At 70.2% G+C, this 26,169-nt stretch carries 23 protein-coding genes and 1 pseudogene; 8 read left to right on the top strand and 16 right to left on the bottom strand.

What is annotated here, in order from left to right; genetic code table 11:
• Nucleotides 1-243 precede the first annotated feature (243 nt).
• Nucleotides 244-942, top strand: a complete 699-nt coding sequence (locus Ahu01nite_RS27655) for a TetR/AcrR family transcriptional regulator (protein WP_239159184.1) — start codon at nucleotides 244-246, stop codon at nucleotides 940-942.
• 210 nt (nucleotides 943-1,152) lie between these two features.
• On the opposite strand, the gene Ahu01nite_RS27650 is transcribed toward Ahu01nite_RS27655, so the two are convergent.
• The 3 genes from Ahu01nite_RS27650 to Ahu01nite_RS27640 all read right to left on the bottom strand — a co-directional run bounded on the left by Ahu01nite_RS27650 (nucleotide 1,153) and on the right by Ahu01nite_RS27640 (nucleotide 6,020).
• Nucleotides 1,153-2,286, bottom strand: a complete 1,134-nt coding sequence (locus Ahu01nite_RS27650) for a DUF2332 domain-containing protein (protein ID WP_239159183.1) — start codon at nucleotides 2,284-2,286, stop codon at nucleotides 1,153-1,155.
• A 61-nt stretch (nucleotides 2,287-2,347) separates the two neighbouring features.
• Nucleotides 2,348-4,924 (bottom strand): Tex family protein, encoded by a 2,577-nt coding sequence (locus tag Ahu01nite_RS27645; RefSeq protein ID WP_203839568.1) that lies wholly within the window; start codon nucleotides 4,922-4,924, stop codon nucleotides 2,348-2,350.
• A gap of 85 nt (nucleotides 4,925-5,009) precedes the next feature.
• Nucleotides 5,010-6,020, bottom strand: a complete 1,011-nt coding sequence (locus tag Ahu01nite_RS27640) for a helix-turn-helix transcriptional regulator (RefSeq protein WP_239159192.1) — start codon at nucleotides 6,018-6,020, stop codon at nucleotides 5,010-5,012.
• A 64-nt stretch (nucleotides 6,021-6,084) separates the two neighbouring features.
• On the opposite strand from Ahu01nite_RS27640, the gene Ahu01nite_RS27635 reads away from it, so the two are divergent.
• Both Ahu01nite_RS27635 and Ahu01nite_RS27630 read left to right on the top strand, forming a co-directional pair.
• Nucleotides 6,085-6,804, top strand: a complete 720-nt coding sequence (locus Ahu01nite_RS27635; protein WP_203839566.1) for a PP2C family protein-serine/threonine phosphatase — start codon at nucleotides 6,085-6,087, stop codon at nucleotides 6,802-6,804.
• A 234-nt stretch (nucleotides 6,805-7,038) separates the two neighbouring features.
• Nucleotides 7,039-7,578, top strand: a complete 540-nt coding sequence (locus Ahu01nite_RS27630; protein WP_203839565.1) for a GNAT family N-acetyltransferase — start codon at nucleotides 7,039-7,041, stop codon at nucleotides 7,576-7,578.
• Nucleotides 7,579-7,780: 202 nt separating this feature from the next.
• Here Ahu01nite_RS27630 and Ahu01nite_RS27625 read toward each other — a convergent pair whose 3' ends face one another.
• Both Ahu01nite_RS27625 and Ahu01nite_RS27620 read right to left on the bottom strand, forming a co-directional pair.
• Nucleotides 7,781-8,275, bottom strand: coding sequence for a GNAT family N-acetyltransferase (locus tag Ahu01nite_RS27625; protein ID WP_203839564.1), 495 nt, complete (start codon nucleotides 8,273-8,275; stop codon nucleotides 7,781-7,783).
• A gap of 62 nt (nucleotides 8,276-8,337) precedes the next feature.
• Nucleotides 8,338-8,754, bottom strand: a complete 417-nt coding sequence (locus Ahu01nite_RS27620) for a VOC family protein (protein WP_203839563.1) — start codon at nucleotides 8,752-8,754, stop codon at nucleotides 8,338-8,340.
• Between the two features lie 188 nt (nucleotides 8,755-8,942).
• Between Ahu01nite_RS27620 and Ahu01nite_RS27615 the strand changes: the two genes are divergently transcribed.
• Nucleotides 8,943-9,599, top strand: a complete 657-nt coding sequence (locus Ahu01nite_RS27615; protein ID WP_203839562.1) for a Type 1 glutamine amidotransferase-like domain-containing protein — start codon at nucleotides 8,943-8,945, stop codon at nucleotides 9,597-9,599.
• 52 nt (nucleotides 9,600-9,651) lie between these two features.
• Here the strand turns inward: Ahu01nite_RS27615 and glgB are convergent, their stop codons facing one another.
• The 5 genes from glgB to Ahu01nite_RS27590 all read right to left on the bottom strand — a co-directional run bounded on the left by glgB (nucleotide 9,652) and on the right by Ahu01nite_RS27590 (nucleotide 18,121).
• On the bottom strand, nucleotides 9,652-11,814 hold the full coding sequence (gene glgB / locus Ahu01nite_RS27610) for a 1,4-alpha-glucan branching protein GlgB (RefSeq protein WP_203839561.1): 2,163 nt from the start codon (nucleotides 11,812-11,814) through the stop codon (nucleotides 9,652-9,654).
• Between the two features lie 33 nt (nucleotides 11,815-11,847).
• Complete coding sequence (locus Ahu01nite_RS27605; RefSeq protein WP_203839560.1) at nucleotides 11,848-13,158, bottom strand: maltokinase N-terminal cap-like domain-containing protein; 1,311 nt, start codon at nucleotides 13,156-13,158, stop codon at nucleotides 11,848-11,850.
• Nucleotides 13,155-14,930, bottom strand: a complete 1,776-nt coding sequence (treS, locus tag Ahu01nite_RS27600) for a maltose alpha-D-glucosyltransferase (RefSeq protein ID WP_203839559.1) — start codon at nucleotides 14,928-14,930, stop codon at nucleotides 13,155-13,157. Before treS ends, Ahu01nite_RS27605 begins: the two co-directional genes overlap by 4 nt.
• Nucleotides 14,931-15,041: 111 nt before the next feature.
• Entirely contained in the window at nucleotides 15,042-17,009 is a 1,968-nt protein-coding gene (locus Ahu01nite_RS27595) for an alpha-1,4-glucan--maltose-1-phosphate maltosyltransferase (protein ID WP_203839558.1), read from the bottom strand.
• A gap of 137 nt (nucleotides 17,010-17,146) precedes the next feature.
• Entirely contained in the window at nucleotides 17,147-18,121 is a 975-nt protein-coding gene (locus Ahu01nite_RS27590) for a spermidine synthase (RefSeq protein WP_203839557.1), read from the bottom strand.
• Nucleotides 18,122-18,215: 94 nt separating this feature from the next.
• Between Ahu01nite_RS27590 and Ahu01nite_RS27585 the strand changes: the two genes are divergently transcribed.
• Nucleotides 18,216-18,803 (top strand): hypothetical protein, encoded by a 588-nt coding sequence (locus Ahu01nite_RS27585; RefSeq protein WP_203839556.1) that lies wholly within the window; start codon nucleotides 18,216-18,218, stop codon nucleotides 18,801-18,803.
• Between the two features lie 153 nt (nucleotides 18,804-18,956).
• Here Ahu01nite_RS27585 and Ahu01nite_RS27580 read toward each other — a convergent pair whose 3' ends face one another.
• Together Ahu01nite_RS27580 and ppgK are read right to left on the bottom strand one after the other, a co-directional pair.
• Nucleotides 18,957-19,421: a PPOX class F420-dependent oxidoreductase gene (locus tag Ahu01nite_RS27580; RefSeq protein WP_203839555.1), complete on the bottom strand. Its 465-nt coding sequence runs from the start codon at nucleotides 19,419-19,421 to the stop codon at nucleotides 18,957-18,959.
• A gap of 2 nt (nucleotides 19,422-19,423) precedes the next feature.
• Complete coding sequence (gene ppgK / locus Ahu01nite_RS27575) at nucleotides 19,424-20,176, bottom strand: polyphosphate--glucose phosphotransferase (RefSeq protein ID WP_203839554.1); 753 nt, start codon at nucleotides 20,174-20,176, stop codon at nucleotides 19,424-19,426.
• A 166-nt stretch (nucleotides 20,177-20,342) separates the two neighbouring features.
• On the opposite strand from ppgK, the gene Ahu01nite_RS27570 reads away from it, so the two are divergent.
• From Ahu01nite_RS27570 to Ahu01nite_RS27560, 3 genes are all read left to right on the top strand, one after another.
• Nucleotides 20,343-21,365: a medium chain dehydrogenase/reductase family protein gene (locus Ahu01nite_RS27570; RefSeq protein ID WP_203839553.1), complete on the top strand. Its 1,023-nt coding sequence runs from the start codon at nucleotides 20,343-20,345 to the stop codon at nucleotides 21,363-21,365.
• Nucleotides 21,366-21,494: 129 nt separating this feature from the next.
• A complete protein-coding gene (locus Ahu01nite_RS27565) occupies nucleotides 21,495-22,271 on the top strand; it encodes a SigB/SigF/SigG family RNA polymerase sigma factor (protein ID WP_203839552.1) in 777 nt (258 codons plus the stop codon).
• Nucleotides 22,272-22,312: 41 nt separating this feature from the next.
• On the top strand, nucleotides 22,313-22,828 hold the full coding sequence (locus Ahu01nite_RS27560; RefSeq protein WP_239159182.1) for an HAD domain-containing protein: 516 nt from the start codon (nucleotides 22,313-22,315) through the stop codon (nucleotides 22,826-22,828).
• Here the strand turns inward: Ahu01nite_RS27560 and Ahu01nite_RS27555 are convergent.
• The 4 genes and pseudogenes from Ahu01nite_RS27555 to Ahu01nite_RS27540 form a co-directional block, all read right to left on the bottom strand.
• Nucleotides 22,825-23,649, bottom strand: a pseudogene (locus Ahu01nite_RS27555) (ATP-binding protein); the annotation flags it as partial. The gene Ahu01nite_RS27560 and the pseudogene Ahu01nite_RS27555 sit on opposite strands and share 4 nt — an antisense overlap.
• A gap of 87 nt (nucleotides 23,650-23,736) precedes the next feature.
• Nucleotides 23,737-24,444 carry a hypothetical protein gene (locus Ahu01nite_RS27550; RefSeq protein ID WP_203839549.1) on the bottom strand — a complete coding sequence of 236 codons (708 nt, stop codon included), beginning with the start codon at nucleotides 24,442-24,444 and terminating at the stop codon, nucleotides 23,737-23,739.
• 102 nt (nucleotides 24,445-24,546) lie between these two features.
• Nucleotides 24,547-25,302, bottom strand: coding sequence for a DUF4097 family beta strand repeat-containing protein (locus tag Ahu01nite_RS27545; RefSeq protein ID WP_203839548.1), 756 nt, complete (start codon nucleotides 25,300-25,302; stop codon nucleotides 24,547-24,549).
• Between the two features lie 288 nt (nucleotides 25,303-25,590).
• Entirely contained in the window at nucleotides 25,591-26,166 is a 576-nt protein-coding gene (locus Ahu01nite_RS27540; RefSeq protein ID WP_203839547.1) for a YflT domain-containing protein, read from the bottom strand.
• Nucleotides 26,167-26,169: the final 3 nt, after the last annotated feature.

Below are 26,169 nucleotides of genomic sequence, written 5' to 3'. Positions count from 1 at the left end.
TTCGCCGTCGAGCTAAGTTGAGGTTCGTACTCCGCATTCGGAACGCTAGCCACAAAGTTGAGGATCTGCCTCCGGTTGTTGCACTTCCCACATAAAGTTGAGGGGCTCGCTCCGTTTGTTAACCTGGGAAACATGTCTGTCATCGGCAGCGCGCTTCCGGACTCTCAGGTGGCCCTGGATCCTCAAGTGGCCTCCTCGGAACCTCAGGTGGCCATGGATTCTCGGGTGGCCATGGATTCTCGGGTGGCCATAGACGCTCAGGCGTCCACGGATGCCCAGGCGTCCACGGAGTCTTGTCGGCCGTTGCGGCGCGACGCGGAGAGAAACCGCCTGCGCGTCCTCGAAGCCGCCCGCGAGGTCTTCGCCGAGCGCGGCCTCGCCGCGACCCTCGACGACGTGGCGCACCACGCCGGTGTCGGTGTCGGCACCGTCTACCGCCGCTTCCCGACGAAGGAAGCGCTGGTCCACGAGGTGCTCAAGAGCCGCTTCGACGAAATGGTCGAGATCGCCGAGCAGTCCCAGCACGCACCGACCGGCTGGGACGGGCTGACCACCCTGCTGCGCCGCTCAGCCGAGATCCACGCCGCCGACCGCGGCCTGCGCGACGTCGCCCTGAGCGCAGGCTTCGGCACCCACGACCCGGCCAAAAAAGGCGAGCGCATCATCCCGTACGTCCAGCAGCTCGTCGACCGCGCCCAGTCCGAAGGCACCCTGCGCCGCGACATCACCATCCAGGACCTGCTCGTCGGTCTCCTGATGGTCAGCGAGGTGGCACACCACAGCCGGACCATCCGCCCGGACGCCTACTCGCGCTACCTGCAACTCTTCATCGACAGCCTCCGCCCGTGCCCCCACACCGGCGACCTCGGCAGCCCCCTGACCCGCGAGGACGTCGACACCCTCGCCGCCCAATGGCTCCCCAACTGCGACCCACGCCGCTGACCTTGGACACCAGAAAAGGCGGCGGGTACGCCGTCCGCGTACTGGGCACACTCGCCCTGGCAGCGGGATTCCTCGTCGCGGCGATGAACGCGGTGGCCGACAGCGTCGGCCGACGCGTACTTCTTCGCCGGGCTGCTCGTGATCAGCGGGCTGGGTCTGCGGCTCGAGGCCGCGATACGCAACCGGCCCTGACCCGCGGCCTTCCGTCCTCTACACCCGGCCGAACCAGGTCATGGCCTGGCCGTGGCCCTCGACCCAGGCCAGGGGGACGCCGTCCAGGGCGAGGACGTTGTGGAGGCGGTCGTCCGGTGGGGCGGGAAGATCGCGGAAGGGCAGGACCTCCGGTGCCTCTATGGAGATCCAGTGCGCGGGGAGATTGCGCACCAGCGTGGTGAAGGCGGACTTCCGCTCCGGCGGCACCTGGTAGAGCACCGACGTGTGGAAGATGACCAGCGCCGCGTGCGGCGGGGCCTGCCCGGCCAGGGCCGCGAGGTCGTCGACCAGGTCGCCGGTGACCAGGTGCGGCGGGTCGGCCGCGGCGATCGTGGCGGCGGCGCGCAGGCGGGTGCGGCGGTGCGTGTGCTCCGGCCAGATCAGGGCATCGAGCCAGGCGACGTCCGCGGGATCGGTCACGTCGAGCGGATGGAGATCCATGCCCGCACGCCAGACGACCTCGGGCAGCCGCGCCGCCGGCATCGCACCGGTCACCGCGCAGTCGAGAACCGGTGGCAGGTGTGGGGTCCCGGGCTGGACGGAGGTGCTGGTGTCTGCGCGGCCGGGAACCGGCGGCGGGTGATGGGGGCCGGGCTGGACGGAGGTGCTGGTGTCTGCGCGGCCGGGAACCGGTGGCAGGCGTGGGGTCCCGAGCTGGGCGGAGATGCTGGTGTCTGCGCGGCCGGGAACCGGTGGCAGGTGTGGGGGGCCGGGTTGGCCGGGCGTGCCGGTGTAGCGGTAGGCGTACTGGTCGGGGAAGAGATTCAGGCCCGCTGAGGCGCCCACTTCGAGCAGTGCGAGGGGCTGCCTGAGGGATGCCAGGACCGGAAGCAGCGGGGCGCAGCGCCCGGGTTCGTTCGTCTGTGTCGACCGGGCCAGGAGTTCGGCCAGGACGGCCGGCCAGTGGGCCAGGGTGAAGTCGTGGAAGGCGCGCGGGTCGTCGACCGGGCCGCCGAGCAGGCGGATCACGCCGAACAGCAGGTTCGGTTGTTGTTTGGCGGGAGGGAGCCCGGTGAGCAGGGTCAGCAGGGCGGTGTCGGCGCTGACCGCCGTGGCCAGCCGCTCATAGGTGGGTGAGACGCCCCGGGCCTCCCGGACGGCGAACTCAGCGAACCGCTGCCCTGCGTGCATGTGCGTGCCACCTCCGGGACGGGAACGGGCGCGCCGCGTGGAGCGGCGCGCCCGGTGGTTGTCAGTCCTTGGTCAGACCGGCCCGGCGCAGGGCGTCCGCCATCGCGCCGCCGTTGAAGTTCTGCGAGGACTGGCCCGCGCCGCGCTGCTGGCCGCCGCCCTGGCGGGGCTGGCCACCGCGGCCGCCACCCTGGCCGCCGCCTTGACCGCCGCCCTGTCCGTCACGGCCCGCGCCGCCCTGCCCGCCTCGGCCGCCGCCGTCACGGCCTGAACCGCCCTGGCCGCCGCGACCGCCGCCGGGCTGGCCGCCGCCCTGGCCGCTCTGGCCGCCACGTCCGCCCGGACCACCGCGACCGCCGCCCTGCCCACCACGCCCGGCGCCGTCACGACCCGCGCCGTCACGGCCCGCGCCCTCACGGCCCGCAGCGGGCTGGGAGCCGTCGCGGGGGCCGCTGCGGCCGCCCTGGCGGGGTTCGTCGGTGAGGCGCATGGTGAGGGAGATGCGTTTGCGGACCGGGTCGACCTCGACGACGCGGACCTTGACGACGTCGCCGGATTTGACGACCTCGCGGGGGTCGGTGACGAACTTGGTGGACAGCGCGGAGACGTGGACGAGGCCGTCCTGGTGGACGCCGATGTCGACGAAGGCGCCGAAGGCTGCCACGTTGGTGACGACGCCTTCGAGGATCATGCCGGGGGAGAGGTCGGCGATCTTTTCGACGCCGTCGGCGAAGGTGGCTGTGGTGAAGGCGGGGCGGGGGTCGCGGCCCGGCTTTTCGAGCTCCTTGAGGATGTCGGTGATGGTGGGGAGGCCGACGGTGTCGGTGACGAACTTCTCCGGGCGCAGGGCGCGCAGGATGGGGCTGTTGCCCATGGCTGAGCGCAGGTCGGTGCCCGCGTCGGCGAGGATCGTACGGACGACGGGGTAGGACTCCGGGTGGACGCTGGAGGCGTCGAGCGGGTCGTCGGCGTCGGGGATGCGCAGGAAGCCCGCGCACTGTTCGAAGGCCTTGGGGCCGAGGCGGGCGACCTTCTTGATCTCGGTGCGGCTGCGGAACGGGCCGTTGGCGTCGCGGTGCAGGACGATGTTCTCCGCGAGGCCCGCGCCGATGCCGGAGACCCGGGTGAGCAGGGGGGCCGACGCGGTGTTGACGTCGACGCCGACGGCGTTCACACAGTCCTCGACGACGGCGTCGAGGGAGCGGGAGAGTTTCACCTCGGACAGGTCGTGCTGGTACTGCCCGACGCCGATCGAGCGCGGGTCGATCTTCACCAGCTCGGCGAGGGGGTCCTGCAGGCGGCGCGCGATGGAGACCGCCCCACGCAGGGAGACGTCCATGCCGGGGAGCTCCTGCGATGCGTACACAGAAGCGGAGTAGACCGACGCACCCGCCTCCGACACCATGACCTTCGTGAGGTTGAGCTCGGGGTGCCGTTTGATCAGGTCGGCGGCCAGCTTGTCGGTCTCGCGGGACGCGGTGCCGTTGCCGATCGCGACGAGGTCCACATTGTGCTCTTTGGCGAGCTGCGCGATCGTGTGGATCGAGGCGTCCCACTTGTTCTGCGGGACGTGCGGATAGATCGTCGACGTGGCGACACATTTGCCGGTGCCGTCGACGACGGCGACCTTCACACCCGTACGGAAGCCGGGGTCGAGACCCATCGTCGCGCGCGTGCCGGCGGGCGCGGCAAGGAGAAGGTCCCGCAGGTTGGCCGCGAAGACCCGGACGGCCTCGTCCTCGGCCGCCTGCCAGAGGCGCACCCGCAGGTCGGCACCGAGGTGGATCAGGATGCGGGTCCGCCAGGCCCAGCGCACCGTGTCGAGCAGCCAGCGGTCACCGGGGCGGCCGTGGTCGCTGATGTCGTGCCGGCCGGCGATCGCGGCCTCGAACGCGGGTGCGTCGTCCTCGTCGGCGGTCGGCTCCATGGTGAGGTCGAGGACCTCCTCCTTCTCGCCGCGGAACATCGCGAGGATGCGGTGCGACGGGAGCTTCGTGTAGGGCTCGGCGAAGTCGAAGTAGTCGGAGAACTTGGCGCCGTCGGTCTCCTTGCCCTCGCGGACCTTCGCGACCAGGCGGCCCTTGGTCCACATGCGCTCCCGCAGCGAGCCGATCAGGTCGGCGTCCTCGGCGAAGCGCTCGATGAGGATCGCGCGGGCGCCCTCCAGCGCGGCGGTCGCGTCGGCGATGCCCTTCCCGGCGTCGACGAACGACTCCGCCTCGGCCTTCGGATCGCGCGAGGGATCGCCGGCGAGCAGGTCGGCGAGGGGCTCCAGGCCGGCCTCGCGGGCGATCTGCGCGCGGGTGCGCCGCTTGGGTTTGTAGGGCAGGTAGATGTCCTCGAGGCGGGCCTTGGACTCCGCGGCCAGGATCTGCGTCTCGAGGGCCTCGTCGAGCTTGCCCTGCGAGCGGATCGACTCGAGCACCGCGGCCCGGCGCTCCTCGAGCTCGCGGAGGTAGCCGAGACGCTCCTCGAGAACACGCAGCTGCTGGTCGTCGAGGGTGCCGGTGACCTCCTTGCGGTACCGGGCGATGAACGGGACGGTGGCGCCGCCGTCGAGCAGTTCGACCGCCGCGGTCACCTGGCCCTCGCGGACCTGGAGCTCCTGGGCTATGCGCTGATGGATGGCTGTCGTCACGGCACCGATTGTGTCGGAGGGGTCTGACACTTGTCGCGGCGCCCCGCGTTTCCGGGCTGCATGATCACCCGGCCGGGCGCGGTGATCATGGTGCCGCGGTCGCTCTCACATCGCTTTGAACTGCCCAGATCGCTGCTTCGGTACGCGAGGACGCGCCGGTCTTGCGCAGCAGGTTGGACACGTGCACCGTGACCGTACGCACAGAGATGCCGAGCGTTCGCGCTATCTGCTTATTCGTCATGCCTTCAGCCAGGCACCCGAGCACCTCCCGCTCCCGCGTGGTCAGCTCACCCGGGGCGGGCTCCGCGGGCTGACGCTGCCGCACTCTGCGCCCCGCGGGCTGCTGGAGGAGCTCCGTCAGCCCGTTCAGATCACCCGCTTCGGCGAGCAGCTCGGTCAGGCGATAGGGATTTCCCCCGGTCCGCCGCCAGACCGCCTCGCTGACGTCGGCACAGGGCGTGCTCTGCGCGTACACATGGTCGAGAATGTGACCGACGTGGCCGGCGGTCAGGGCACCCAGATGGCGCCGCACGGCCCCGGGTGCCCCCGCAAGCCGTTCGAGCGTGCGCACCGCGAGCTGGGGATTGACCGCCGCATCCGGGGGCCGCGACGTGATCAGCAGCAGCGCGGGAAGCTCTGCGCCCGCCAGCTCGGCGATCAGGTTCAGACTCGCGGGGTCAAGTGCATGAAGATCTTCGACCATGAGTACGCTCGGGCGACCGCCCACCAGGGCGCGAACCGTGGTGACGGCAAGGCGCAGGAGCGCGTCCGGTGTGTAACGCTCCCGGGGGACATCCGGATCCTGGGCGAGCCACGCCAGCGCCTGCGGCGGCACCGGAAGCCGCGGAAGCGGGCCCTGACCGGCCAGCACCGCGGCCAACCAGTCGTAAGGAGCGGGAGAATGCAGCCTCGCCGAGCCGAAGAGCGTCACCTCGGGCGTCGTGACCTGCACGGCCGCGGCGGCGAGCGTGCTCTTGCCCGTCCCCGGCAGCCCCGTGACCACGGCGGGCACGCACCGGCCCCGGCTGAGGGCCTGCTCCCAGGCACGCCGCAGCTCCTCGAGGGCCTCCGCGCGACCCACCATCGGTACCGGCATCACCACCCAACACTACGTAGTACGTACTACAGACTTCTCTCCCGCCCTTTGGCAGGGTTGTGACATGAGCTTCGTGCTACGGGCGGTCGCCGCCTCCGACCAGGGACTGGTCCGCTCCAACAACGAGGACGCGGTCTTCGTGGGCGGCAGGCTCCTCGTCGTCGCGGACGGCATGGGCGGCCTGCCCGCCGGCGAACTGGCCAGCGAGATCCTGGTGACCGCGGTCTCGGTCGTCGACGACCTGCCGGACACCGGCGAGCCGCTGCAGGACCTGATCGCGGCCCTGACCACCGCCAACGAGCGGATCGAGGCGGCGGTCAAGGACGACGACGCCCGCGACGGCATGGGTACGACGGTGACGTCCCTGATGCTCGCCGGAGATCGCGCCGCGGCCCTCAACGTCGGCGACTCCCGCTGCTACCTGCTGCGCGACGGCGTCCTCACCCAGATCACCAAGGACGACACGTACGTCCAGGCGCTCGTCGACCAGGGTGTCCTCTCCCCGGACGACGCCCGCCGCCACCCGCAGCGGGCCCTGGTCACCCAGGCGGTGCAGGGCGGCCCGTTCCGCCCCGCCGGCCGGATGGTCCCCGTCAAGGCCGGCGACAGGTTCCTGCTCAACAGCGACGGCCTCAGCGATTACGTCGACGACGAGGTGATCGCGGCCACGCTGCGGTCCTTCCCGGACCGGCAGGTCTGCGCCGCGGAGCTGATAGCCCGCACCCTGGAAGCTGGTGCCCCCGACAACGTCACGGTCATCGTCGCCGACGTCGAAGAGGCCTGACACCGTTTTTCCAGGAGGGGCTTTCCCCTTCCCCTTTCTGGACGCCGGGCGGGTGTCGCGCGGTGCCGGGCCGGGTGTGCGGCCGGATGTCTCCGGGTGTGCGGCCGGATGTCTCCGGGTGTGCGGCCGGGTACTTACGGGTGTGGGGCCGGATGTCTCCGGGTGTGCGGCCGGATGTCTCCGGGTGTGGGGCCGGGTGCCTTCGGGTGTGGGGCCGGGACGTAGGGTCGGTGGGTGGTGATCGAGACTGAGCGGCTGGTGCTGCGACGCTTCCGGGAAGACGACGCCGCCGTGCTGGCGGCCTACCGGTCGGAGCCGGAGGTCGCGCGCTACCAGTCCTGGAACTCGCCGTACTCGCTGGACAAGGCCCGCTACTCCGTTCAGACCATGGTCGCGGCCGACCCCGCGATGCCGGGCTGGTTCCAGTGGGCGGTAGAACTGGCCTCCGCGAAGACCCTGATCGGCGATGTCGGCGTCAATCTGGCCGACAACCTGAAACAGGCCGAGATCGGCTACACCCTCGCACCCGTCCAGCAGGGCCACGGCTACGCCACGGAAGCCGTCCGCGCGATCCTCGACCACCTGTTCAAGATCCAAGGCCTGCACAAGGTCTCGGCGGAGTGCGACGCCCGCAACCTCTCCTCGGCAAAACTGTTGCAGCGCCTGGGGTTCACGCAGGAGGGGCTGCGCCGCCAGCACACCTGGATCAAGAACGAGTGGACGGATGATCTGCTGTTCGGACTGCTCGCCGGCGACTGGCTCAGCCGCTCCTGACGGCCGGCGATGCGTTCTGACGGCCAACGGTGCGTTCTGACGGCCAACGGTGCGTTCTGACGGTCGGCGGGCCTTCCTGACGGCCTAGCGGGCTACTGACGGCTGTCAGCCCGTTCGACGGCCGGCGGCGTTTCCGGTGGCCGGTTTCAGGGCTGCGCGTTCAAGGCCGCGTATTCAGGGATGCGTATTCAGGGCCGCGTGTTCAGGGATGCGTATTCAGGTCGCGGACGTGCCGTAGGCCGGGACGTCCGTTGAGCATGACCTCCTCCCCGGTCGGCACGAAGCCGGTCTTGCGCAAAACGGCGCGCGAGCCGGCGTTGTCCAGCGCAGCGTCGGCGACCAGCCGTCGCAGCCCGTAGTCGTCGCGGGCGGCCACGAGAATTCTGCCCACGCCGTGGGTCGCGGTGCCGCGCCCGGTTGCGCGCTCGGCCACCCGGAACCCCAGCACCGCCTGCCCGTCCTCGACGTCGATCAGGTTGAACCGTCCGAGCACCGTGCCGGTGTCGTCGACCAGAACGTGGAAGTGGCAGACCCCCGTGTCCTGCTCGTCGAGCAGCGCGGCATGCCGGGCGGCGAACTCGGCGAAGTAGCTGTCGCCGCGATCCGGGATGGACCGGGCGAAGAACTCGCGGTTCTCGCGCTCGAACCGCATCAGCGCATCGGCATGGTCAGCTCTGAGCCGCTGCAGGTGGGGCATCGCAGGACCCTAACAACATCGCCGCCCCACCCGCCGCCGTGTTTCGCCGCGCGGGGCCGGGGTCAGGCCTGGACGCCGGCGATGTTGACCATCCATTCGATGCCGAACCTGTCCTTGCAGGTGCCGAACTCGTCGCCCCACATCTGCTTCTCCAGCGGCAGGGTGACCGTGCCGCCGTCGGAGATCTTCTCCCAGTAGCCGCGCAGCTTGCCCGCGTCGTCGCCGCTGAGGCTGACGGCGATGTTGTTGCCGGGGACGTGCTCCATACCGGGCGGGCTGTCCGCGCCCATCAGGGTGAAGTCGTCGTCGTTGACGAGCATGCCGTGCATGACCTTGTCGGCGAGGGCCGGGTCGGGCGCACCGAACTCGCCGAACGTGCTGATGTCGAGCTTGCCGCCGAAGACCGAGTGGTAGAACTCCATCGCGGCGCGGGCCTTGCCGTCGGCGAAAGCGATGTACGGGTTGAGGCGTACGGGCATGATCGGCTCCTTTGCCGTCGGGAACAATCGCACGATAGCGCTGATGGCCACCGGTCGTGGGATGCCTGTGGACAACGCACGGACGGGTGACAGCGACTTGTCCACAGGCTCGGTTTTCGAGCTGGACAGGCGCAGCCCGGCCGGTTTTGAATGGCGTCCACGTCCGAAAGCGCGAACGGGGAGACACCATGAAGCTTCTGCTCACCTCGGGTGGCGTCACGAACCCGAGCATCAACGCGGCGCTCGTGCAGCTGCTCGGTAAGCCGATCGCTGAATGCCATGCCCTCTGCGTCCCGACAGCGCAGTGGGGTCACCCGAAGTGCGGTCCGTCCTCGGTGCGGGGCTTCGTGGCGGACCCCGATTCGCGGCACCTGACCAGCCTCGGCTGGGCGTCGCTCGGTGTCCTCGAGCTGACGGCGCTGCCCACCATCGGCGCGGAGCGATGGGTCCCGTGGGTCCGGGAGGCCGACGTGCTCCTGGTCGACGGTGGCGACGCGACGTATCTGAGCCATTGGATGCGGGAGTCCGGGCTGGCCGGGCTGCTGCCCTCGCTGACCGGCAAGGTCTGGGTGGGAGTGAGCGCCGGGAGCATGGTGATGACGCCCCGGATCGGCACGGAATTCGTCAAGTGGCCGTCCGCGCCGGACGACCGCACCCTGGGAGTCGTCGGCTTCTCGATCTTCCCGCACCTGAACGCGTTCCCTGAGAACACCCCGGCTGACGCGCAGCGGTGGGCCGCCGAGATCGGCGGGCCGGCCTACGCCATCGACGAGCAGACGGCCATCAAGGTTGTCGACGGTTCCGTTGAGGTGATCTCCGAAGGGGAATGGACGAAGTTCGGGTGACACGGCGGACGGGCACCTCCGTGGGGAGATGCCCGTCCGTGGGTGACGAGCGTCAGCCCTCGTAACGCAGCCAGACCGCGCCGAGCGGCGGGACGCGCAGGGATGCCGAGGCGTTCAGGCCGTGCCAGGGGATCTCCTCGGCGTGGACCTCGCCGAGGTTGCCCACACCCGAGCCGCCGTAAAGGCTGCTGTCCGTGTTGACCACCTCGCGCCAGACTCCGGCGCGGGAGAGCCCGATGCGGTAACCCTCGTGCGGGACCGCGGAGAAGTTGACCACACAGGCGAAGGCGTCACCGTTCGGCGCGAAGCGCAGGAAGGAGAACGTGTTGTGCTGGGAGTCCTCCGAGGTGATCCAGCGGAAACCGCTCGGGCTCGTGTCCTGGGTCCACAGCGCCGGGGTGTCGCGGTAGGCGCGGTTCAGGTCCTTGACCAGCCGGTGGATGCCGCCGCCGCGGTTCTCGTCGGCGATCAGGTCCCAGTTGAGGCCGCGGGACTCGCTCCACTCCTGCTCGTCGCCCATCTCGGCGCCCATGAAGAGCAGCTGCTTGCCGGTGAAGGCCCACATGAAACCGAGCAGGGCGCGCGTGTTCGCGAGCTTCTGCCACTGGTCACCGGGCATCTTGCCGGTCAGCGAGCCCTTGCCGTGCACGACCTCGTCGTGGCTGATGGGCAGGACGTAGTTCTCGCTCCAGGAGTAGACCGTGGCGAAGGTCATCTGGTGGTGGTGCCACTGGCGGTAGATGGGCTCCTTCTCCATGTAGGAGAGGGTGTCGTTCATCCAGCCCATGTTCCACTTGAAGCCGAAGCCGAGACCACCGAGGTGGGTGGGGCGGGTGACACCCGGCCACGCCGTCGACTCCTCGGCGATCGTCACCACACCGGGGTTGTTGCGGTAGACGGTTGCGTTCATCTCCTGCAGGAAGCTGATCGCTTCGAGGTTCTCGCGGCCGCCGTACTGGTTGGGGACCCACTCGCCTTCCTTGCGGGAGTAGTCCAGGTAGAGCATCGAGGCAACGGCGTCGACCCGCAGGCCGTCGGCGTGGAACTCCTCGCACCAGTAGAGGGCGTTGGCGACCAGGAAGTTCCTGACCTCCTTGCGGCCGAAGTCGAAGACGTACGTGCCCCAGTCCGGCTGCTCGCCGCGGCGCCAGTCGCCGTGCTCGTAGAGCGGGGTGCTGTCGAAACGGGCGAGCGCGAACTCGTCCTTGGGGAAGTGGGCGGGGACCCAGTCGAGGATCACGCCGATGTCGGCCTGGTGCAGCTTGTCGACGAGGTAGCGGAATTCGTCGGGGCTGCCGAAGCGCGAGGTCGGGGCGTAGTAGCCGGTGACCTGGTAACCCCACGAGCCGCCGAACGGGTGCTCCATGACGGGCATCAGCTCGACGTGGGTGAAGCCGGTGTCGATGACGTAATCGACGAGCTGCTCGGCGAGCTCGACGTAGGACAGGCCGGGGCGCCACGAGCCGAGGTGCACCTCGTACGCGCTCATGGGCTCCTGGTGCCACTGCTTCGTGGCCCGGGTCGTCATCCAGTCGGTGTCCTGCCAGTCGTACGAGGATTCGTAGACGACCGACGCCGTGGCCGGCGGCACCTCGGTGTGCTGGGCGAGGGGGTCGGCCTTCTCGCGCCAGACACCGTCCTGCCCGAGGATCTTGTACTTGTACTTGGCCCCGGCGGCCGCGCCCGGGACGAAGAGCTCCCAGACGCCGGTGCTGCCGAGCGAGCGCATCGGCCAGCCGTCGTAGGGGCCCCAGCCGGTGAAGTCGCCGATGACCTGCACACCGCGGGCGCCGGGCGCCCAGACGGCGAAGGCGACACCGGTGCCGCGGGGGTGGGCGCCGAGGACGGTCCACAGCTTCTCGTGCCGGCCCTCACCGATGAGGTGCAGGTCGAGCTCGCCGAGGGTCGGCAGGTGACGGTACGGGTCGTCGTCGACGGTGCCGTCGGCGTCGATGCGGTAGTCAAGCACGGTCCCCGGCACCTCGACGGCGAAGATGCCGTCGGGGTGCACCTGGGTCATCTCCGTGCGCTCGTCGTCCAGCACGACGGCGGCCGTCTTGGCGCCCTTGCGCATCGTGCGGATGATCGTGCTGCCGCTGCCCGTGGGATGTGCGCCGAGCAGCGCGTGCGGGTCATGGGTGTTGCCCGAGACGACGGCCGCCAGGAAGCGCTCGTCCCCGGCCATGGACGGCGTGGATGCGGTCTTTCCTATCATCGGTGCGTTCCTCCGGGGGTGGGTGTGGCGGGGTCAGCCGACGAGGCGGGCGATGGACCGCAGCGGGATGCGCAGCCATCCGGGCCGGTGCCGCGCTTCGTACGCGGCCTCGTAGACCGCCTTGTCCAGCTCGTAGGCGGCGAGCAGCGCGGCCTGTTCCCGGGGGTCGGTACCCGAGGCGGCGGCGTAGCCCTCGCAGAAGGACGCCCGGTTGCGGTCGACCCACTCGCGGGCGCGGGCGGAGAGGTGCTCGTCGTCGGCCTGGTCGACGAGCAACTGGTAGGCGGCGTATTCGTAACTGCGCAGCACACCGGCGACGTCGCGCAGCGGGGAGTCCGGCAGCCGGCGCTCCTCCAGGGGCTGGCCGGGCTCGCCCTCGAAGTCGATGAGCAGCCACGCCTCGGGCGTGCGCAACACCTGACCCAGGTGCAGGTCACCGTGGACCCGCTGGACGGTGACCGGCTCGCCGGTGAGCTTGCGGAAACGCTCCTCGATCACGGGGACGGCGTCGCGCAGCTCGGGCACGGACGCCGCGGCCGAGGTGAGCCGTCCGATCACGACGTCGACCGGGAACGGCGACGGGCCGCTGCCCAGCTCGTCGGCGAGGGTCTTGTGCACCGTCGCGACGGCCTCGCCGAGCCGGTAGGACTCGCCCGCGAAGTCGCCGCCCACCTCGTCGGCGCGCAGTTCGGCGTCGGCGAACAGGTCACGGGCGCTGGCGGTGGCCATGGCCCAGCCCTCGGCCGAGTTGGCCGCATACGCCGTGACCATGCCGAGCGGGCACGGGCCCGAGTCGGTGGTCACCTCGAACGAGCCGAGCAGCCGTGCCACGTGCGGGTTCCCGGCGCGGCCCAGCACCCGGTTGAGCTCGATGTCGGGGTTGATCCCGGACTCGACCCGGCGGAAGACCTTGAGGATGGCCTCCTGCTCGAAGATCACGCTGGTGTTGCTCTGCTCGGCGTCGAAGACCCGGGGCGCGGCGTGCAGCGGCAGCTCGACATCCGGCTCCCTGGTGAAGATCAGGTTGCCCGCGGTGGCCGACGAGTCGACCAGGCCGAGCAGGAAACGCGCGGCGTCCGGGTCGTAGAGGGCGTCGTAGCCCGTACGGTCGTCGTCCGTGCCGATCGTGGCGACGGTGCTGTACTCCGAGATCGGGCCGTTGTCCCACGCGACCAGGATCTGGTAACGCTCGGAGCTGCCGTCGGTGTAGGTGGCGTCGACCAGCACCAGGTCCAGGTCCTCGCGCAGCGGGGTGCTTGAGGATGGCACGGCGGAGGCCAGAGTCCGGTTACGGCCCGCGTACCAGCGTTGCTGGGGGAGCCATTCGGCGAAGGGCAGCGTCATTGCTTCTCCTCGGACCCGCAGAGCTGGAACCAGTAGAACCCGTGGCCGGGCAGGGTCAGCAGGTACGGCAGCTGGCCGATGCGCGGGAAGTTCACATGACCGGTCAGCTCGACCGGGGTGTAACCGTTCCAGTGCTGCAGGTTCAGCTCGATGGGCTGGGGGAAGCGCGAGAGGTTGTTGACGCAGAGCACCACGTCGTCACCGTCCTCGCGCAGGTAGGCGAGCACCGACGGGTTCGAGCCGCCGAGCTCACGGAACGTGCCGGTGGCGAACGCGTCGTGGCGGCGCCGGACCGCCAGCATGGTCCTCGTCCAGTTCAGCAGCGACGTGGAGCTGTCCCGCTGGGCCTCGACGTTCACCGACTGGTAGCCGTAGATCGGGTCCTGGTTGGCGGGCAGGTAGAGCCGGCCCGGGTGAGCCGTGGAGAAGCCCGCGTTGCGGTCGGGTGTCCACTGCATCGGCGTACGCACACCGTCGCGGTCGCCGAGCCAGATGTTGTCACCCATGCCGATCTCGTCGCCGTAGTAGAGGACCGGCGAACCGGGCAGCGACAGCAGCAGGGCGGTGAACAACTCGATCTGGTTGCGGTCGTTCTCCAGCAGCGGGGCGAGCCGCCGGCGGATGCCGACGTTGGCCTTCATCCGCGGGTCCTTGGCGTACTCCGAATACATGTAGTCGCGCTCTTCGTCCGTCACCATCTCGAGGGTCAGCTCGTCGTGGTTGCGCAGGAAGATGCCCCACTGGGCCATGTCCGGGATCGCCGGGGTCTGGGCCATGATCTCGGAGATGGGGAAGCGCGACTCGCGCCGCACCGCCATGAAGATGCGCGGCATGAGCGGGAAGTGGAACGCCATGTGGCACTCGTCGCCACCGGCGTCCGCGTCGCCGAAGTACTCGACCACGTCGGCCGGCCACTGGTTGGCCTCGGCGAGCAGCACCCGGCCCGGGAACTCGTCGTCGATCACCTTGCGGCAGTGCTTCAGGAACTCGTGCGTCTCGGGCAGGTTCTCGCAGTTGGTGCCCTCGCGCTCGAACAGGTAGGGCACCGCGTCGAGCCGGAAGCCGTCGATGCCCAGGCCCAGCCAGAAGCGCAGGACGTCGAGCATCGCCTCCTGCACGGCCGGGTTGTCGTAGTTCAGGTCGGGCTGGTGGCTGAAGAAACGGTGCCAGTAGAACTGCCGGCGCACCGGGTCGAACGTCCAGTTCGATTCCTCGGTGTCGACGAAGATGACCCGGGCGTCCTGGTACTTCTCGCTGGTGTCGCTCCACACGTAGTAATCGCCGTAGGGGCCCTCGGGGTCGCGGCGCGACTCCTGGAACCACGAGTGCGTGTCGGCGGTGTGGTTCATGACCAGGTCGGTGATGACCCGGATGCCGCGCTTGTGCGCCGCGTCGAGCAGGGCGACGAAGTCGTCGACCGTGCCGAATTCAGGCAGCACCTTGTAGAAGTCACGGATGTCGTAGCCGCCGTCACGCAGCGGCGAGTCGTAGAACGGCGGCAGCCAGAGGCAGTCGACGCCGAGCCACTGCAGATAGTCGAGCCGCTCGATCAGCCCGCGCAGGTCGCCGGAGCCGTCGGCGCTCGAGTCGTAGAACGCCCGCACCAGCACTTCGTAGAAGACGGCGCGCTTGAACCAGGTCCGGTCCGCGGGCAATGTCCGGGCATGCTCGAAGTCGTCGGCGGTGGGGTGCTCGACCACACCGTCCTCGACGTGGCTGCCCTCAGCGGGATCGTGCTCGACACTCTCGTCGAGTTCGCTTGTAAGGTCCATCAGACGTTCACCTACCCCACCCCGCAGGAACTGAATCGCGTACGCCGCCGGCGCGCTCAATACCGGCCCCGGCTACTTCGCCGGGGACCGGTTCACTACCCGCCAGAGCCGTTACCGGCGCGGGCGTACTACGAAGACGTGTGCCGGCTCGACGAAGGGGTCGATCCGGACGGCGTTGTGCTGGCCCCACTCGTACGAGGCGCCAGTGATCTGGTCGACCACGTCGAAGCGCTCGTGCCAGTCCATGCCGAGGGCCGGCATGTTGATCGTCGTATTGCCCCACTGCACGTCCTGCGAATCGAAGGAACAGATCACCAGGACGGTGTTACCCGTCTCAGCGTCGCGCTTCGACCAGCAGAGCAGCTCGTTGTTGTCGATGTCGTGGAATTCGATGTTCCGCAGCCAGTGCAGCGCCGGGTTCTCCCGCCGGATCTCGTTCAGGCGGGTGATGTACGGCGCCAGCGAGCGCCCGGCCTTCTCCGCGGCGGCCCAGTCCCGCGGCTTGAGCTCGTACTTCTCGTTGTCGATGAGCTCCTCGGACCCCGGCCGGGCCACGTGCTCGAAGAGCTCCAGACCCGCGTACATGCCCCAGGACGGCGAGAGCATGCTCGCCAGGACGGTGCGGATCTTGAACATCGGCGGGCCGCCGTGCTGCAGCGTCTCGTGCAGGATGTCCGGGGTGTTGGGCCAGAAGTTGGGGCGCATCCAGTCGATCGACGCCTTGAGCTGCTGCATGTACTCGCGCATCTCGCCGGCCGTGGTGCGCCAGGTGAAGTACGTGTACGACTGGGTGAAGCCGACCTTGCCGAGCCCGTTCATCATCGCGGGGCGGGTGAACGCCTCGGCGAGGAACAGCACGTCCGGCTCGACCGCCTTGACCTTGGCGATGCACCACTGCCAGAAGCTCAGCGCCTTGGTGTGCGGGTTGTCGACGCGGAAGATCTTCACGCCCTGATCGACCCAGTGCAGGACGACGCGCAGGACCTCCTCGCGCAGGCCCTTCGGGTCGTTGTCCCAGTTCAGCGGGTAGATGTCCTGGTACTTCTTGGGCGGGTTCTCGGCGTACGCGATGGTGCCGTCGGCGCGGGTGGTGAACCATTCCGGGTGCGACTTGACCCACGGGTGGTCCGGCGCGGCCTGCAGCGCGAGATCCATCGCGATCTCGAGGCCGTTGTCGGCGGCCGTCTTGATGAAGGCGCGGAAGTCCTCCGGCGTGCCGAGCTCGGGGTGGATCGCGTCGTGACCACCCTCCTCGGCGCCGATGGCCCACGGCGAGCCGACGTCCTCGGGGCGGGGGACCAGCGTGTTGTTGCGGCCCTTGCGGTTGATCCGGCCGATCGGGTGGATCGGCGGCAGGTACAGCACGTCGAAGCCCATCGCGGCGACGGCGGGGATGCGGCCGGCGGCGGTGGCGAACGTGCCGTGCTTGATCGGGGTCGCGTCGGGGCCGACCTCGGCGCCCTCGGAGCGGGGGAAGAACTCGTACCACGAGGAGTAGAGCGCGCGCTGGCGATCGACCCAGATGACGTACGAGCGGGTGGTGGTCACGAGCTGGCGGACCGGGTTGTGCCAGAGCAGCTCTTCGAGGTCGAGCGCCAGGGCGACCCGGTTGAACAGCGAGCGCTCGTCGTCACGCAGCGCGGCGGCGGCCTCGCGGACCCGCTCCTCGTCGGCGTTCGGGACGATCTTGGCGGCGAGGTCGAGCAGGCCGGCGCCCTCGGCGAGGTCGTTGGCGAGGTCCTCGAGACCCTGGCCGGCGCCGATCTTCTTGGTGACCGCGTTGCGCCACGTCTGGTACGGGTCGTCGAACGCCTCGATGGTGAAGGTCCAGCGGCCGACGCGGTCGGGCTTGATCACCGCGTGCCACTGGTCGAGACCGGGTTCGCCGGGCTCCAGGCGGGTGAACGGCTCGGACTCGCCGTGCGGGCCGCGCCATACCACGTTCACGCCGAGCGCGTTGTGGCCTTCCCGATAGGACACCGCGGAGATCGGCACGAGTTCACCGACCACCGCCTTCGAGGGGTAGCGGCCGCAGGATACGGACGGCGTCACGTCTTCGATGGGAAAGCGACCGGTCATGATCTCCACCGTAATCAGAATGCGCGGGAGCGGGCTCGGCGACGGGCGAAATGCAGCAGCCGTCCACGCAACTTCTCCGCAATGGAGGAACCGCAAACGGCCGGGCACCCGGTGGATGACAACCTACCGGAGCCGCGTTACGGGGAGTCGTCGAGGCGCGCCCTCGCGCCGCCCAGAAACGCGGTCAATTCCTCGCCGTGCCACACCCGGGCGGGCTCCTGGTCCCACGCCACCGACCTGGTAATCCGCGAAACGGGCAAAGAGCCACAAATGGCCGCAGCGGCGAGGACGACATTGCCCAGCTTGCGCCCGCGCAGCATTCCGGGAGGAGCGATCAGAACGACATCCGCAAAGGCGGCACGCAAAGTAGCCGCTTGAATGCGCGAATAGGCGAGCGGTTTCACATCGGTCAGGTTCATCGCCAGCACCCCGCCCGGCCGCAGCAACCGCGCGGCGGCATGCGCGAACGAGGTCCCGGCGACGCTCGCCGGCATCGCCGCGCCCTGGAACACGTCCACGACGATCGCGTCATAGCCCCCGGTCCCGCCGTCCGCATCGGGCGTGGCGCCGGCGAAGGCCTGGGTGTCGGCGAAGGGCCGCGTGTCGGCGAAGGGCCGCGTGTCGGCTAAGGCCTGAGTATTGGCGGAGGGCCGGGTGCCGACGAAGGCCTGAGTATTGGCGGAGGGCCGGGTGTCGGCTGAGGCCTGAGTGTCGACGAAGGTTCGGGCGTCGGCGATCTCGATCTTGATCTCCGGGGGCCAGGGGAGGGTCCGGGCGACCGCGGCGAGCAGCAGCGGGTCGAGCTCGACCACCGTCTGGTCGGAGCCGGGGCGGGTCGCGGCGACCCAGCGCGGCAGGGTCAGGCCACCACCGCCGAGATGCAGGATCTTCATGGGTACGCCCGGAGCGCGCGCCAGACGCAGGATCGTCGCCAGCCGGCGCACGTACTCGAAGGCGAGGTGGGCCGGGTCCGCCAGGTCGACGTAGCTCTGGGGCGCGCCGTCGACGGTGACGGTCCAGGCGCGGTCGTGGGCCGGATCGGGCTCGAATGTCGCGTTTCCCGAGGTGGTGCGGGCGAAGACCGTTGCCCGTCGGTTGCCGTGCGTTGCCATCGGGGCGAGGCTACTCAACCGCAGGGCCGGGCGGCCGAGAGGTATCTCGACGCGCCCCACCCGAGGCCGCGCCCGTCTGCCCCTGGGGGAGTCAATGCCCGGTCCCGGTCCGTCCACCGCCCTGTCACCGGTCATCGCCGCGAGCACCCACTGGCTCGTGCGCGCTTACCCGGCGACCGGCACCGACCAGGCCGCCGCCACCCTCAACGAGCTGCAGGCCCGGCAGGCGATCACCGTCGCGGCGTGGCTGCGCTACCCGACGCCCGTCGACGCGGAGCTGGTCAACATGGCCGGGCCCGGCGGGTCGGCGGCGCTGGACTGGCGGATGGGCAGCGAGCCGGAGGACGAGATGGCCGAGGGCGAGGGCTGGCGTACCTGGGTGGATGAGGTCGTGGTCAGCTGGGCGGCGTGCCTGCTCTCCGACCCGCTGCTCGCGTCGCGTGCGGTGGACGCGGTCGCGGCGGCCGTACCGTTGAAGCCGCTCCCGCAAGGTGAGCGGCCCCGCCCGCGCCGGGTGACCGACCTGCCCGCCGAGTTCCGGCGGCTGACCGCCCCCGATCCCCGCGACAGTGCGGCCGCGGCCCTGCTGCGCCACCCGGACCTGCTCGACTCGGTCGCCGGACTGCACCGCGACGACCTGCTCTACCTGCTCCCCGCCCCGGGCAGCAGCGTCCCCGCCTGACCTGCTCCAGGCGGCACTCTTTCCGGCCGGCCGCCCCGGGCGGCTCTCTCCCTGGCTGCGCCGCCCCGGGTGGCACTCTTTCCGGCCGGGTCGCCCCGGGATGCCCGCAACGGATCCAGCTCCCGAGCCGCGGGGCGGTGTCCCCGGCCCGGGCTACTCGGCCAGGCGTGCGGGGAAGCCGCCGCGGGCGATCGGGCCCCAGGACTCGATGGTGATCCGGATGAGTGCTTTGCCCTGCTCGCGCATGGCCTGGCGGTACTCGTCCCAGTCCGAGTGCTCGCCGGCGATGACCCGGAAGTACTCGACGAGGGGTTCCAGGGCCTCGGGGAGCTCGAGGACCTCGGCGACGCCGTCGAGCTGGACCCATTCGCCGCCGAAGTCGTCCGAGAGGATGCAGACGGTGACGCGGGGGTCGCGGCGGATGTTGGCGACCTTGGCGCGCTCCGGGTAGGTGGAGATGACGACGCGGCCTTCGGTGTCGACGCCGCAGGTGTTGGGGGATGACTGCGGGCGGCCGTCCTTGCGGGTGGTCATCAGGATCGCGTGGTGGCGGGGGCGGATGAACTCCAGGAGCTCGTCGCGGCCGACGCGGTTGTTCGTGGCGATGGTCCTTGCCATGGTCAGTGCACCTCGGGGGCGATGGCGGGCTGACCCGCGATGACCGCGGCACCGATGATGCCGGCGTTGTTGAGCAGTGTCGCCGGGACGATCGGGGTGCGGATCTCGATCAGCGGCAGCCACTTGTCGGCCTTCTTGCTGACCCCGCCGCCGACGATGAACAGCCGCGGCGACAGCAGCATCTCCACGTGCCGCAGGTAGTCCTGCACCCGGCCGGACCATTTCTCCCAGCTCAGGTCGTCCTGCTCGCGGGCCCGGTCCGAGGCGCGCACCTCGGCGTCCTTGCCGTCGATCTCGAGGTGGCCGAACTCGGTGTTCGGGATCAGCGTGCCGTCGAGGAACAGCGCGCTGCCGATGCCGGTGCCGAACGTCAGCATCATGACCAGGCCCTGCTGGTCGTGGTCGCCGAACGCGACCTCGGCGACGCCCGCCGCGTCGGCGTCGTTGAGGACCGAGACGGGCTTGCCGAGCCGCTCGGTGAACAGCCGCGCCGCCGGGGCGTCGAGCCAGGACTTGTCGACGTTCGCCGCTGTCCGGGTCACCCCGTCGACGACGACGCCGGGGAAGGTGACGCCGACCCGCTCGTAGCCGTCGAAGCGGGCCGCCACCTCGGCGACGGCCTCGACCACGCTGGTGACGTCGGAGGGCTGCGGCGTCGGTACCCGGAAGCGCTCCGCGAGCAACTCGCCCGTCGCAGTGTCGACCGGGGCACCTTTCACGCCGGAACCGCCGATGTCGATGCCGAGGATGGTCATTCGAGTTCTCCGTCTCCAAGGTGTTTCCGGCTGTTTACCCACACGCACCCGGACTCGAATCGTGCCATCGACCGACATCCCCCTTGCGAGGCCCCAGGAGAGCAGTGCATACTTGCGTTACAACCTATAACGGTTGCGAGCGATGAACTCTAGAAGGAGCACTGATATGGGCAACAGCATGATCGAGGTCGTTCTCCCCGGCATCGTCGAGCCCGAGGGTCTGCAGCTGCGCGAGCGGGCGATCCCGGCGCCGGGTCAGGGTCAGGCGCTCGTGCGCGTGGAGGCCACGGGCGTCAGCTTCGCCGAACAGCAGATGCGCCGGGGCCGCTACTACGACCAGCCGCCGTTCCCGTTCGTCCCCGGCTATGACCTGGTCGGCACGGTCGAGGAGGCCGGGCCCGGCGCGGACCCGGCCCTGCGGGGCCGCCGGGTCGCCGCGCTCACCAAGACCGGTGGCTGGAGCAGCCACGCGGTGCTCGACGCCGCCGACCTGGTCCCGGTGCCGGACGGCGTCACCGCCGTCCAGGCCGAGACCGTCGTGGTCAACGGCATCACCGCCTGGCAGATGCTGCACCGCCTCGCGCACGTCCGCGCCGGGCACACCGTCGTGGTGATGGGCGCCAACGGCGGCGTCGGCTCGATCCTCGTGCAGCTCGCCCAGCTGGCCGGGGCCCGCGTGATCGGCACCGCGTCGCCCCGGCACCACGACGCGCTGCGGGCCGCCGGCGTGGTCCCGGTCGACTACCGCGGCGACGTGCCCGCCCAGGTCCGCGCGATCGCTCCGGAGGGCGTGGACGCGGTCTTCGACCATGTCGGCGGTCCCGGCCTCACCGGTTCGTGGAAGCTGCTGCGCCGCGGCGGCACGCTCGTCTCGTACGGGAGCGCGTCGACCCGCGACGACAGCGGCAGCAAGCAGCTGCCCGTGCTCAAGCTGCTCGGCCGGCTGTGGACGTGGAACGCGCTGCCCAACGGCCGGCACGCGTACTTCTTCAACGTCTGGGGTGGTCTGTGGCGCAAGGACCGTTTCCGCGCCAAGCTGCGCGCGGACCTGACCGCGGTCCTGGAGGCGATGGCGGCGGGCAAGGTCACCGCGGCGGTCGGCGCCGAGCTTCCGCTGGCCCGAGCGGCCGAGGCCATGCGCCTGGCGGAGTCGAAGACCGTCGCCGGCAAGGTCGTTCTCACCCCCTGAGCGCTTGTTCCGGAACTGCACTCATACTTTCGGCTAGGCAGGGCTCGACCGAGCGGTTAGCGTGAGAGGGAGTGAACGGTCGCCGCGTGCGGGCACGGCTCTCTGCCCGCTGATGGAGGACCTCATCCGATGACCCTTACCGCCTCGCGCCGCGCCTCCTCCGGCAGCGCCGCCGATCTGCTGGCCGAGATGGCAGCCGTTCCCGCCGGCGACCGCCGCCGTCCGGCTCTGCGTGACCGGGCGATCGAGGCCTGGCTGCCGCTCGCCCGCCACCTCGCCCACCGCTACTCCGGCCGCGGTGAGCCCACCGACGACCTGTTCCAGACCGCGACGGTCGGCCTGATCAAGGCCGTCGACAAGTTCGACCCCGACCGTGGCGTCGACTTCGCCGGCTACGCGATCCCGACGATCATCGGCGAGATCAAGCGCCACTTCCGCGACCGTACGTGGTCCGTGCGCGTCCCGCGCCGCCTGCAGGAGCTGCGCCTCTCCATCACCGAGGCCAACGCCACCCTCACCCACAGCCTCGGCCGCTCCCCGACCGTCCCCGACATCGCCGTGCACCTCGGCGTCACCGAGGAAGAAGTCCTGGAAGGCCTCGAAGGCGCCCGCGCCTACAACGCCACCAGCCTCTCCACCCCGATCAGCGCCGACGGCACCACCGAGCTCGGCGACACCCTCGGCGGCGAGGACCACGAATTCGAGGTCGCCGAAACCCGCGTCGCCCTCGGCCCGGCGCTGGCCCTGCTCGACGAGCGCGAGCAGAAGATCCTCACCCTGCGCTACTACGGCAACCTGACCCAGTCGCAGATCGCCGACCGGCTCGGCATCTCCCAGATGCACGTCAGCCGCCTGCTGACCAAGGCGCTGGCGAAGTTGCGCACCCAGCTGCACAGCGCTCTTTAACCGCGTCGCCCGGCGTTCCCGCGCCGGGCACAATGTGGCGCGTGGCGGAGACTTTGCTGTTCCTCGATGTCGACGGCCCGCTGAACCCCTATGCCGGCAAGCCGACGCAGCGCCCCGAGGGCTACCTGACCCACCGCATCCGGCCCGCGTCGTGGGTGGACGAAACGCTCTCCCATCGCCGGACGCTACGACTGTGGCTGCATCCCGGGCACGGCGAGCAGTTGCTCGTCCTGCCGTACCGCATCGTCTGGGCCACGACCTGGGGTGACGAGGCCAACGAGTGGATCAGCCCCCGCGTCGGCCTGCCCACCGACCTGCCGGTCGCTGCCGTCCCGAACAAGAATTCGACGGGTACGGACGGAGTGCACTCGAAGACCCGCCCGCTGCTCGACTACGCAGCAGGCCGCCCCTTCATCTGGGTCGACGACGAGATCACCGACGCCGACCGCCACCACGTCGCCGCCCACCACCCGGCCCCCGCACTGCTCCACCACGTCGACGCGCGGCACGGACTGCGTACCGCCGACTTCGAAGCTCTCCGAAAGGCCGCGATCTAACGGCCGGGAGCCGCCACCTGCCAGAGCGCACTGACGGGCACAGCCCGAAGCTTCTCCCCGAACGGAAGTGTGCCCGTCCCGGTGTACAGCACGATGCCCACAACAAAATCGTCACCCAGCCGATCAGCCAACCGCCGCAGCCCCCGGAAGTCACCGGGCCTGACCGTGGACGCGGCTTTGACCTCGATGCCGATGACCTGGCCCCGGCGATTCTCCAGGACGCCGTCGACCTCGTACCTGGACCGATCGCGATAGTGACAGAGACCGGCGAGCTGATCCGACAAGGTCAGCTGGCGGGCCAGCTCGGATAGCACGAAGGACTCCAGCAGCGGGCCGAACGGGGCACCCGGCCGCACCAGCCCCCGTGCGTCGGCGGCGAGTTCGTTGGCGGCGATGCCCGAGTCGGCGAAGATGAGCTTGGGCGCCGCCGTGGCTCGGGTGCCGAGGTCGCGGGACCAGCCGGGGATCCGCTTGATGAGGAGGGTCTCCTCCAGCGCCTGCAGGTAGCGTGCGATGGTCGGCCGGCTCAGTCCGAGCACGGGCGCGAGGGACCCGGCTGCGACGGTTGTGGCTGACCGGCCGGCGAGCAGCCGGATCATGGTGCGCAGCTCGGCTCGGTGCCGGATGACGGTGAGCCGGCGCATGTCGTGGTCGATGAGTTTCTGGATGCAGGCGTCGAAGAACGCTTTGCGACGCCGCGGATCGTCCAGGGAATCAGCTCCTGGTAGGCCTCCCCGCACGATGCGGGCCGCATAGCCGGCCCGTGAGACGTCCGACCCGTGCCGCAGGCCGGGTCCGAGCGTGAACGCTGCGTCGACGAAGAGGTGAGACCGGGCCATGCCGCGCTATTCAACCCTCGTTACTTTCGATTTGCGAGGCCTGCCGTGTTCGTTCTGCGGGCGTCCCGGTCAGGAGATCGCGGGGTCGGCGGGGCCCTGGTCGTGGAGGTGGTAGGTGGTGGTGAGGGATTCGGGGAGGTCGGGGACGAGGGCGTTGGTGCCGTCGATGACCTGGAGGTAGTGGTTGTTCTGGAAGAGGGAGTAGGTGCCGTCGGGGGTTTTGGTGAGGGTGAAGAGCTGGGTGGACAGGGCGGGGTCGCAGACGCGGTCGCGGACTGTGCCCGGGGCTTTGTCGTGGATGGTGGTCATGCAGACCGGGCTGGTGCCGTGGAGGGTGCCGAGGGCGATCTGGAAATTTTTGCCGCGGGGACGCAGGACCCACAGTGAGCGGGTGCCGGTGTTTGTGGCGGTGGTGGCTTTGACCTGGTCGTCGTCGCCGCGGCCGAGGGCGAGGACGGCGCCGTTCATGCCGGCGACCTCGATTGTCACCTGCCGTTTGCCGTTGAGGACGGTGGCGGGTGCGGACGACGACGGCGGTGGGGCTGCGAGGGTGGACGGGGCGGAGGCGCGGGTCTGCCAGAAGGCTGCGCCGCCGGCTACGGCCAGGACGGCGAGGCCTGCGGAGGCGATGACGGTACGGCGGCGGTTGCTCCGTACTCGCAGGGTTCCGGCCGGGGGGAGTGTGGCCGCGTGCTTGGCGCGGCCTGCCGGGGGGAAAGTGGCCGCGTGCTTGGCGGGGCCCGCCGGGGCGGTGAGGTTGTCGTGCAGGTCAGGCATGGTGTCCCTTCCGGGAGTCCGTCGTGGCCGGCGGGGCGGCCGGCGTGCGGCGGCCCCGGGAGTCCAACGAGCGGATGCGCGGGAAGGGAAGCAGCCTTGACGTTACTTCCGGCGCACCGGGTGGCGGGATGCCGGTGCTGAGGGCCGTGCTGAGGGCCGTGCTGAGGGCGGGGTGGACGCCTCGGGTCCGGGTTCGGCCAGGGCGACGGTGACCGAGCCGACGCCGGTCTGCGCGTCGAGGGTGTTGCGGGCGTCGAGGATGTTGAAGACGGTGCTCGTGACCGTGCCGCCGGCGGCGCTGAGGGCGGTGACCTCGTACTGGCCGGGTGGGACGGTCACGCTGACGTCGCCGGTGGCGGACTTCGCGCTCACGTTGGCGACCTCGGTCAGTGCCACCTTGACGTCGCCGTGGTCGGAGCGGGCCCGGACGCCGCCGGTTGCCCCGGTGATGGTGATGTCGCCGGCGGAGACACCCACGTCGGCGCTGCCGACACCGTCCAGGGTGAGATCGTTGGAGGTGATCCCGCCGCTGACGGCCACCCCGGCGGGCGCCTCGATCGAGTAGTCCTGGTCGCAGCGCAGGCCGCAACTGGTGTTGATCAGCAGTACGCGGCCGTCCACGCGGTAGAACTTCCCCGGGTCGGACTTCGCGGTGGTGGTCCGGCTGATCCGGGTCGCGGCGTTCGGCGTGGTGCGCACGGTGACCTTCCCGTTGCCGCCCTCGAGCACGATCTGGGTGATCCAGTCCTGCACGGTGGTGTCATAGGTGCGCGCCGAGCCGCCACCCCCGCAGCCGGCCAGCACCGCACCCGCCGCCACCGCCACGACAACCAGCCCCGCGCCCCGTCCCCGGTTCATGCGCAGAGATTAGCGGCCCCGCGCCGCCCGCATCGAGGGCGGGAGCCGATGGAGATCCGTGGGCGGGGTGCGGCCGTTGGGAGCAGCGACCCGCGTGACGCGCGCTACCGGGCGGGGTTGCGGTCGTGGGGTGCGGCTTGCGTGACGCGCGCTACCGGGCGGGAGTGGAATGGGAGGTCGCGGCCGTTCGATGCGGCCGGCGTGGTGTGAGCGCTTCGGGCACGGTTGGCGTACATGGAAAAAGCGCCGCCCCCTGCGGAGGCGGCGCCGGGAGATGAGAAAAAGGGGTCAGCTGGCGCCGCTGTTGTTCCAGTTGAGACGGGTGAGCAGGGCGCGGCCCTCGTCGGCGACCTCGGCGTCCGCGGTGACGGCGTACTGGGAGGCCTGCAGGGAGCTGCGGGAGGTGAAGTCGCGGCGGCCGCCGGTCATGGCCTGGGCGATCGCGCCGAAGACGGCGCCCCAGATGGCGCCGATGAGCAGGCCCAGGAAGATGACGCCGTACCAGTTGGCGTTGCTGAAGATGCCGAAGAAGAGGCCGATGAACAGGCCGAACCAGGCGCCGCTGGCCGCGCCGGCGCCGGCTGCGCGCAGGGTGGTGATGCGGCCGAGGACGTTTTCGACCAGGCGGAGGTCGGTGCCGATGATGGCGGTGCGTTCGACCGGGAACTTGTTGTCGGAGAGGTAGTCGACCGCTTGCTGGGCGAGGGCGTAGTCGGCGTACGTGCCGATGGTGAGTGACGGGCCGGTCTGGTCCGCGGCCGCCTGGGCCAGGGGGTCGGCGGCGGGGAGGACCGGGACGCCGGCCGGGCCCGGGGGGACGGCGCCGGCGGTGGGTTCGGTGGCGGGGGGAGTCGGGGTGGTCATGGG

Source organism: Winogradskya humida (assembly GCF_016862215.1).
Lineage (GTDB): Bacteria > Actinomycetota > Actinomycetes > Mycobacteriales > Micromonosporaceae > Actinoplanes > Actinoplanes humidus.
This window is presented reverse-complemented; position numbering and strand designations above follow the sequence as displayed.

Excerpts from the sequence above, each read along its gene's own strand:
- Ahu01nite_RS27650 (WP_239159183.1), bottom strand. The coding sequence starts at position 2,286 with ATGCACGCAGGGCAGCGGTTCGCTGAGTTCGCCGTCCGGGAGGCCCGG.
- Ahu01nite_RS27640 (WP_239159192.1), bottom strand. The coding sequence starts at position 6,020 with ATGCCGGTACCGATGGTGGGTCGCGCGGAGGCCCTCGAGGAGCTGCGG.
- Ahu01nite_RS27635 (WP_203839566.1), top strand. The coding sequence starts at position 6,085 with ATGAGCTTCGTGCTACGGGCGGTCGCCGCCTCCGACCAGGGACTGGTC.
- Ahu01nite_RS27625 (WP_203839564.1), bottom strand. The coding sequence starts at position 8,275 with ATGCCCCACCTGCAGCGGCTCAGAGCTGACCATGCCGATGCGCTGATG.
- Ahu01nite_RS27620 (WP_203839563.1), bottom strand. The coding sequence starts at position 8,754 with ATGCCCGTACGCCTCAACCCGTACATCGCTTTCGCCGACGGCAAGGCC.
- Ahu01nite_RS27615 (WP_203839562.1), top strand. The coding sequence starts at position 8,943 with ATGAAGCTTCTGCTCACCTCGGGTGGCGTCACGAACCCGAGCATCAAC.
- glgB (WP_203839561.1), bottom strand. The coding sequence starts at position 11,814 with ATGATAGGAAAGACCGCATCCACGCCGTCCATGGCCGGGGACGAGCGC.
- Ahu01nite_RS27605 (WP_203839560.1), bottom strand. The coding sequence starts at position 13,158 with ATGACGCTGCCCTTCGCCGAATGGCTCCCCCAGCAACGCTGGTACGCG.
- treS (WP_203839559.1), bottom strand. The coding sequence starts at position 14,930 with ATGGACCTTACAAGCGAACTCGACGAGAGTGTCGAGCACGATCCCGCT.
- Ahu01nite_RS27595 (WP_203839558.1), bottom strand. The coding sequence starts at position 17,009 with ATGACCGGTCGCTTTCCCATCGAAGACGTGACGCCGTCCGTATCCTGC.
- Ahu01nite_RS27590 (WP_203839557.1), bottom strand. The coding sequence starts at position 18,121 with ATGGCAACGCACGGCAACCGACGGGCAACGGTCTTCGCCCGCACCACC.
- Ahu01nite_RS27585 (WP_203839556.1), top strand. The coding sequence starts at position 18,216 with ATGCCCGGTCCCGGTCCGTCCACCGCCCTGTCACCGGTCATCGCCGCG.
- Ahu01nite_RS27580 (WP_203839555.1), bottom strand. The coding sequence starts at position 19,421 with ATGGCAAGGACCATCGCCACGAACAACCGCGTCGGCCGCGACGAGCTC.
- ppgK (WP_203839554.1), bottom strand. The coding sequence starts at position 20,176 with ATGACCATCCTCGGCATCGACATCGGCGGTTCCGGCGTGAAAGGTGCC.
- Ahu01nite_RS27570 (WP_203839553.1), top strand. The coding sequence starts at position 20,343 with ATGGGCAACAGCATGATCGAGGTCGTTCTCCCCGGCATCGTCGAGCCC.
- Ahu01nite_RS27565 (WP_203839552.1), top strand. The coding sequence starts at position 21,495 with ATGACCCTTACCGCCTCGCGCCGCGCCTCCTCCGGCAGCGCCGCCGAT.
- Ahu01nite_RS27550 (WP_203839549.1), bottom strand. The coding sequence starts at position 24,444 with ATGCCTGACCTGCACGACAACCTCACCGCCCCGGCGGGCCCCGCCAAG.
- Ahu01nite_RS27545 (WP_203839548.1), bottom strand. The coding sequence starts at position 25,302 with ATGAACCGGGGACGGGGCGCGGGGCTGGTTGTCGTGGCGGTGGCGGCG.
- Ahu01nite_RS27540 (WP_203839547.1), bottom strand. The coding sequence starts at position 26,166 with ATGACCACCCCGACTCCCCCCGCCACCGAACCCACCGCCGGCGCCGTC.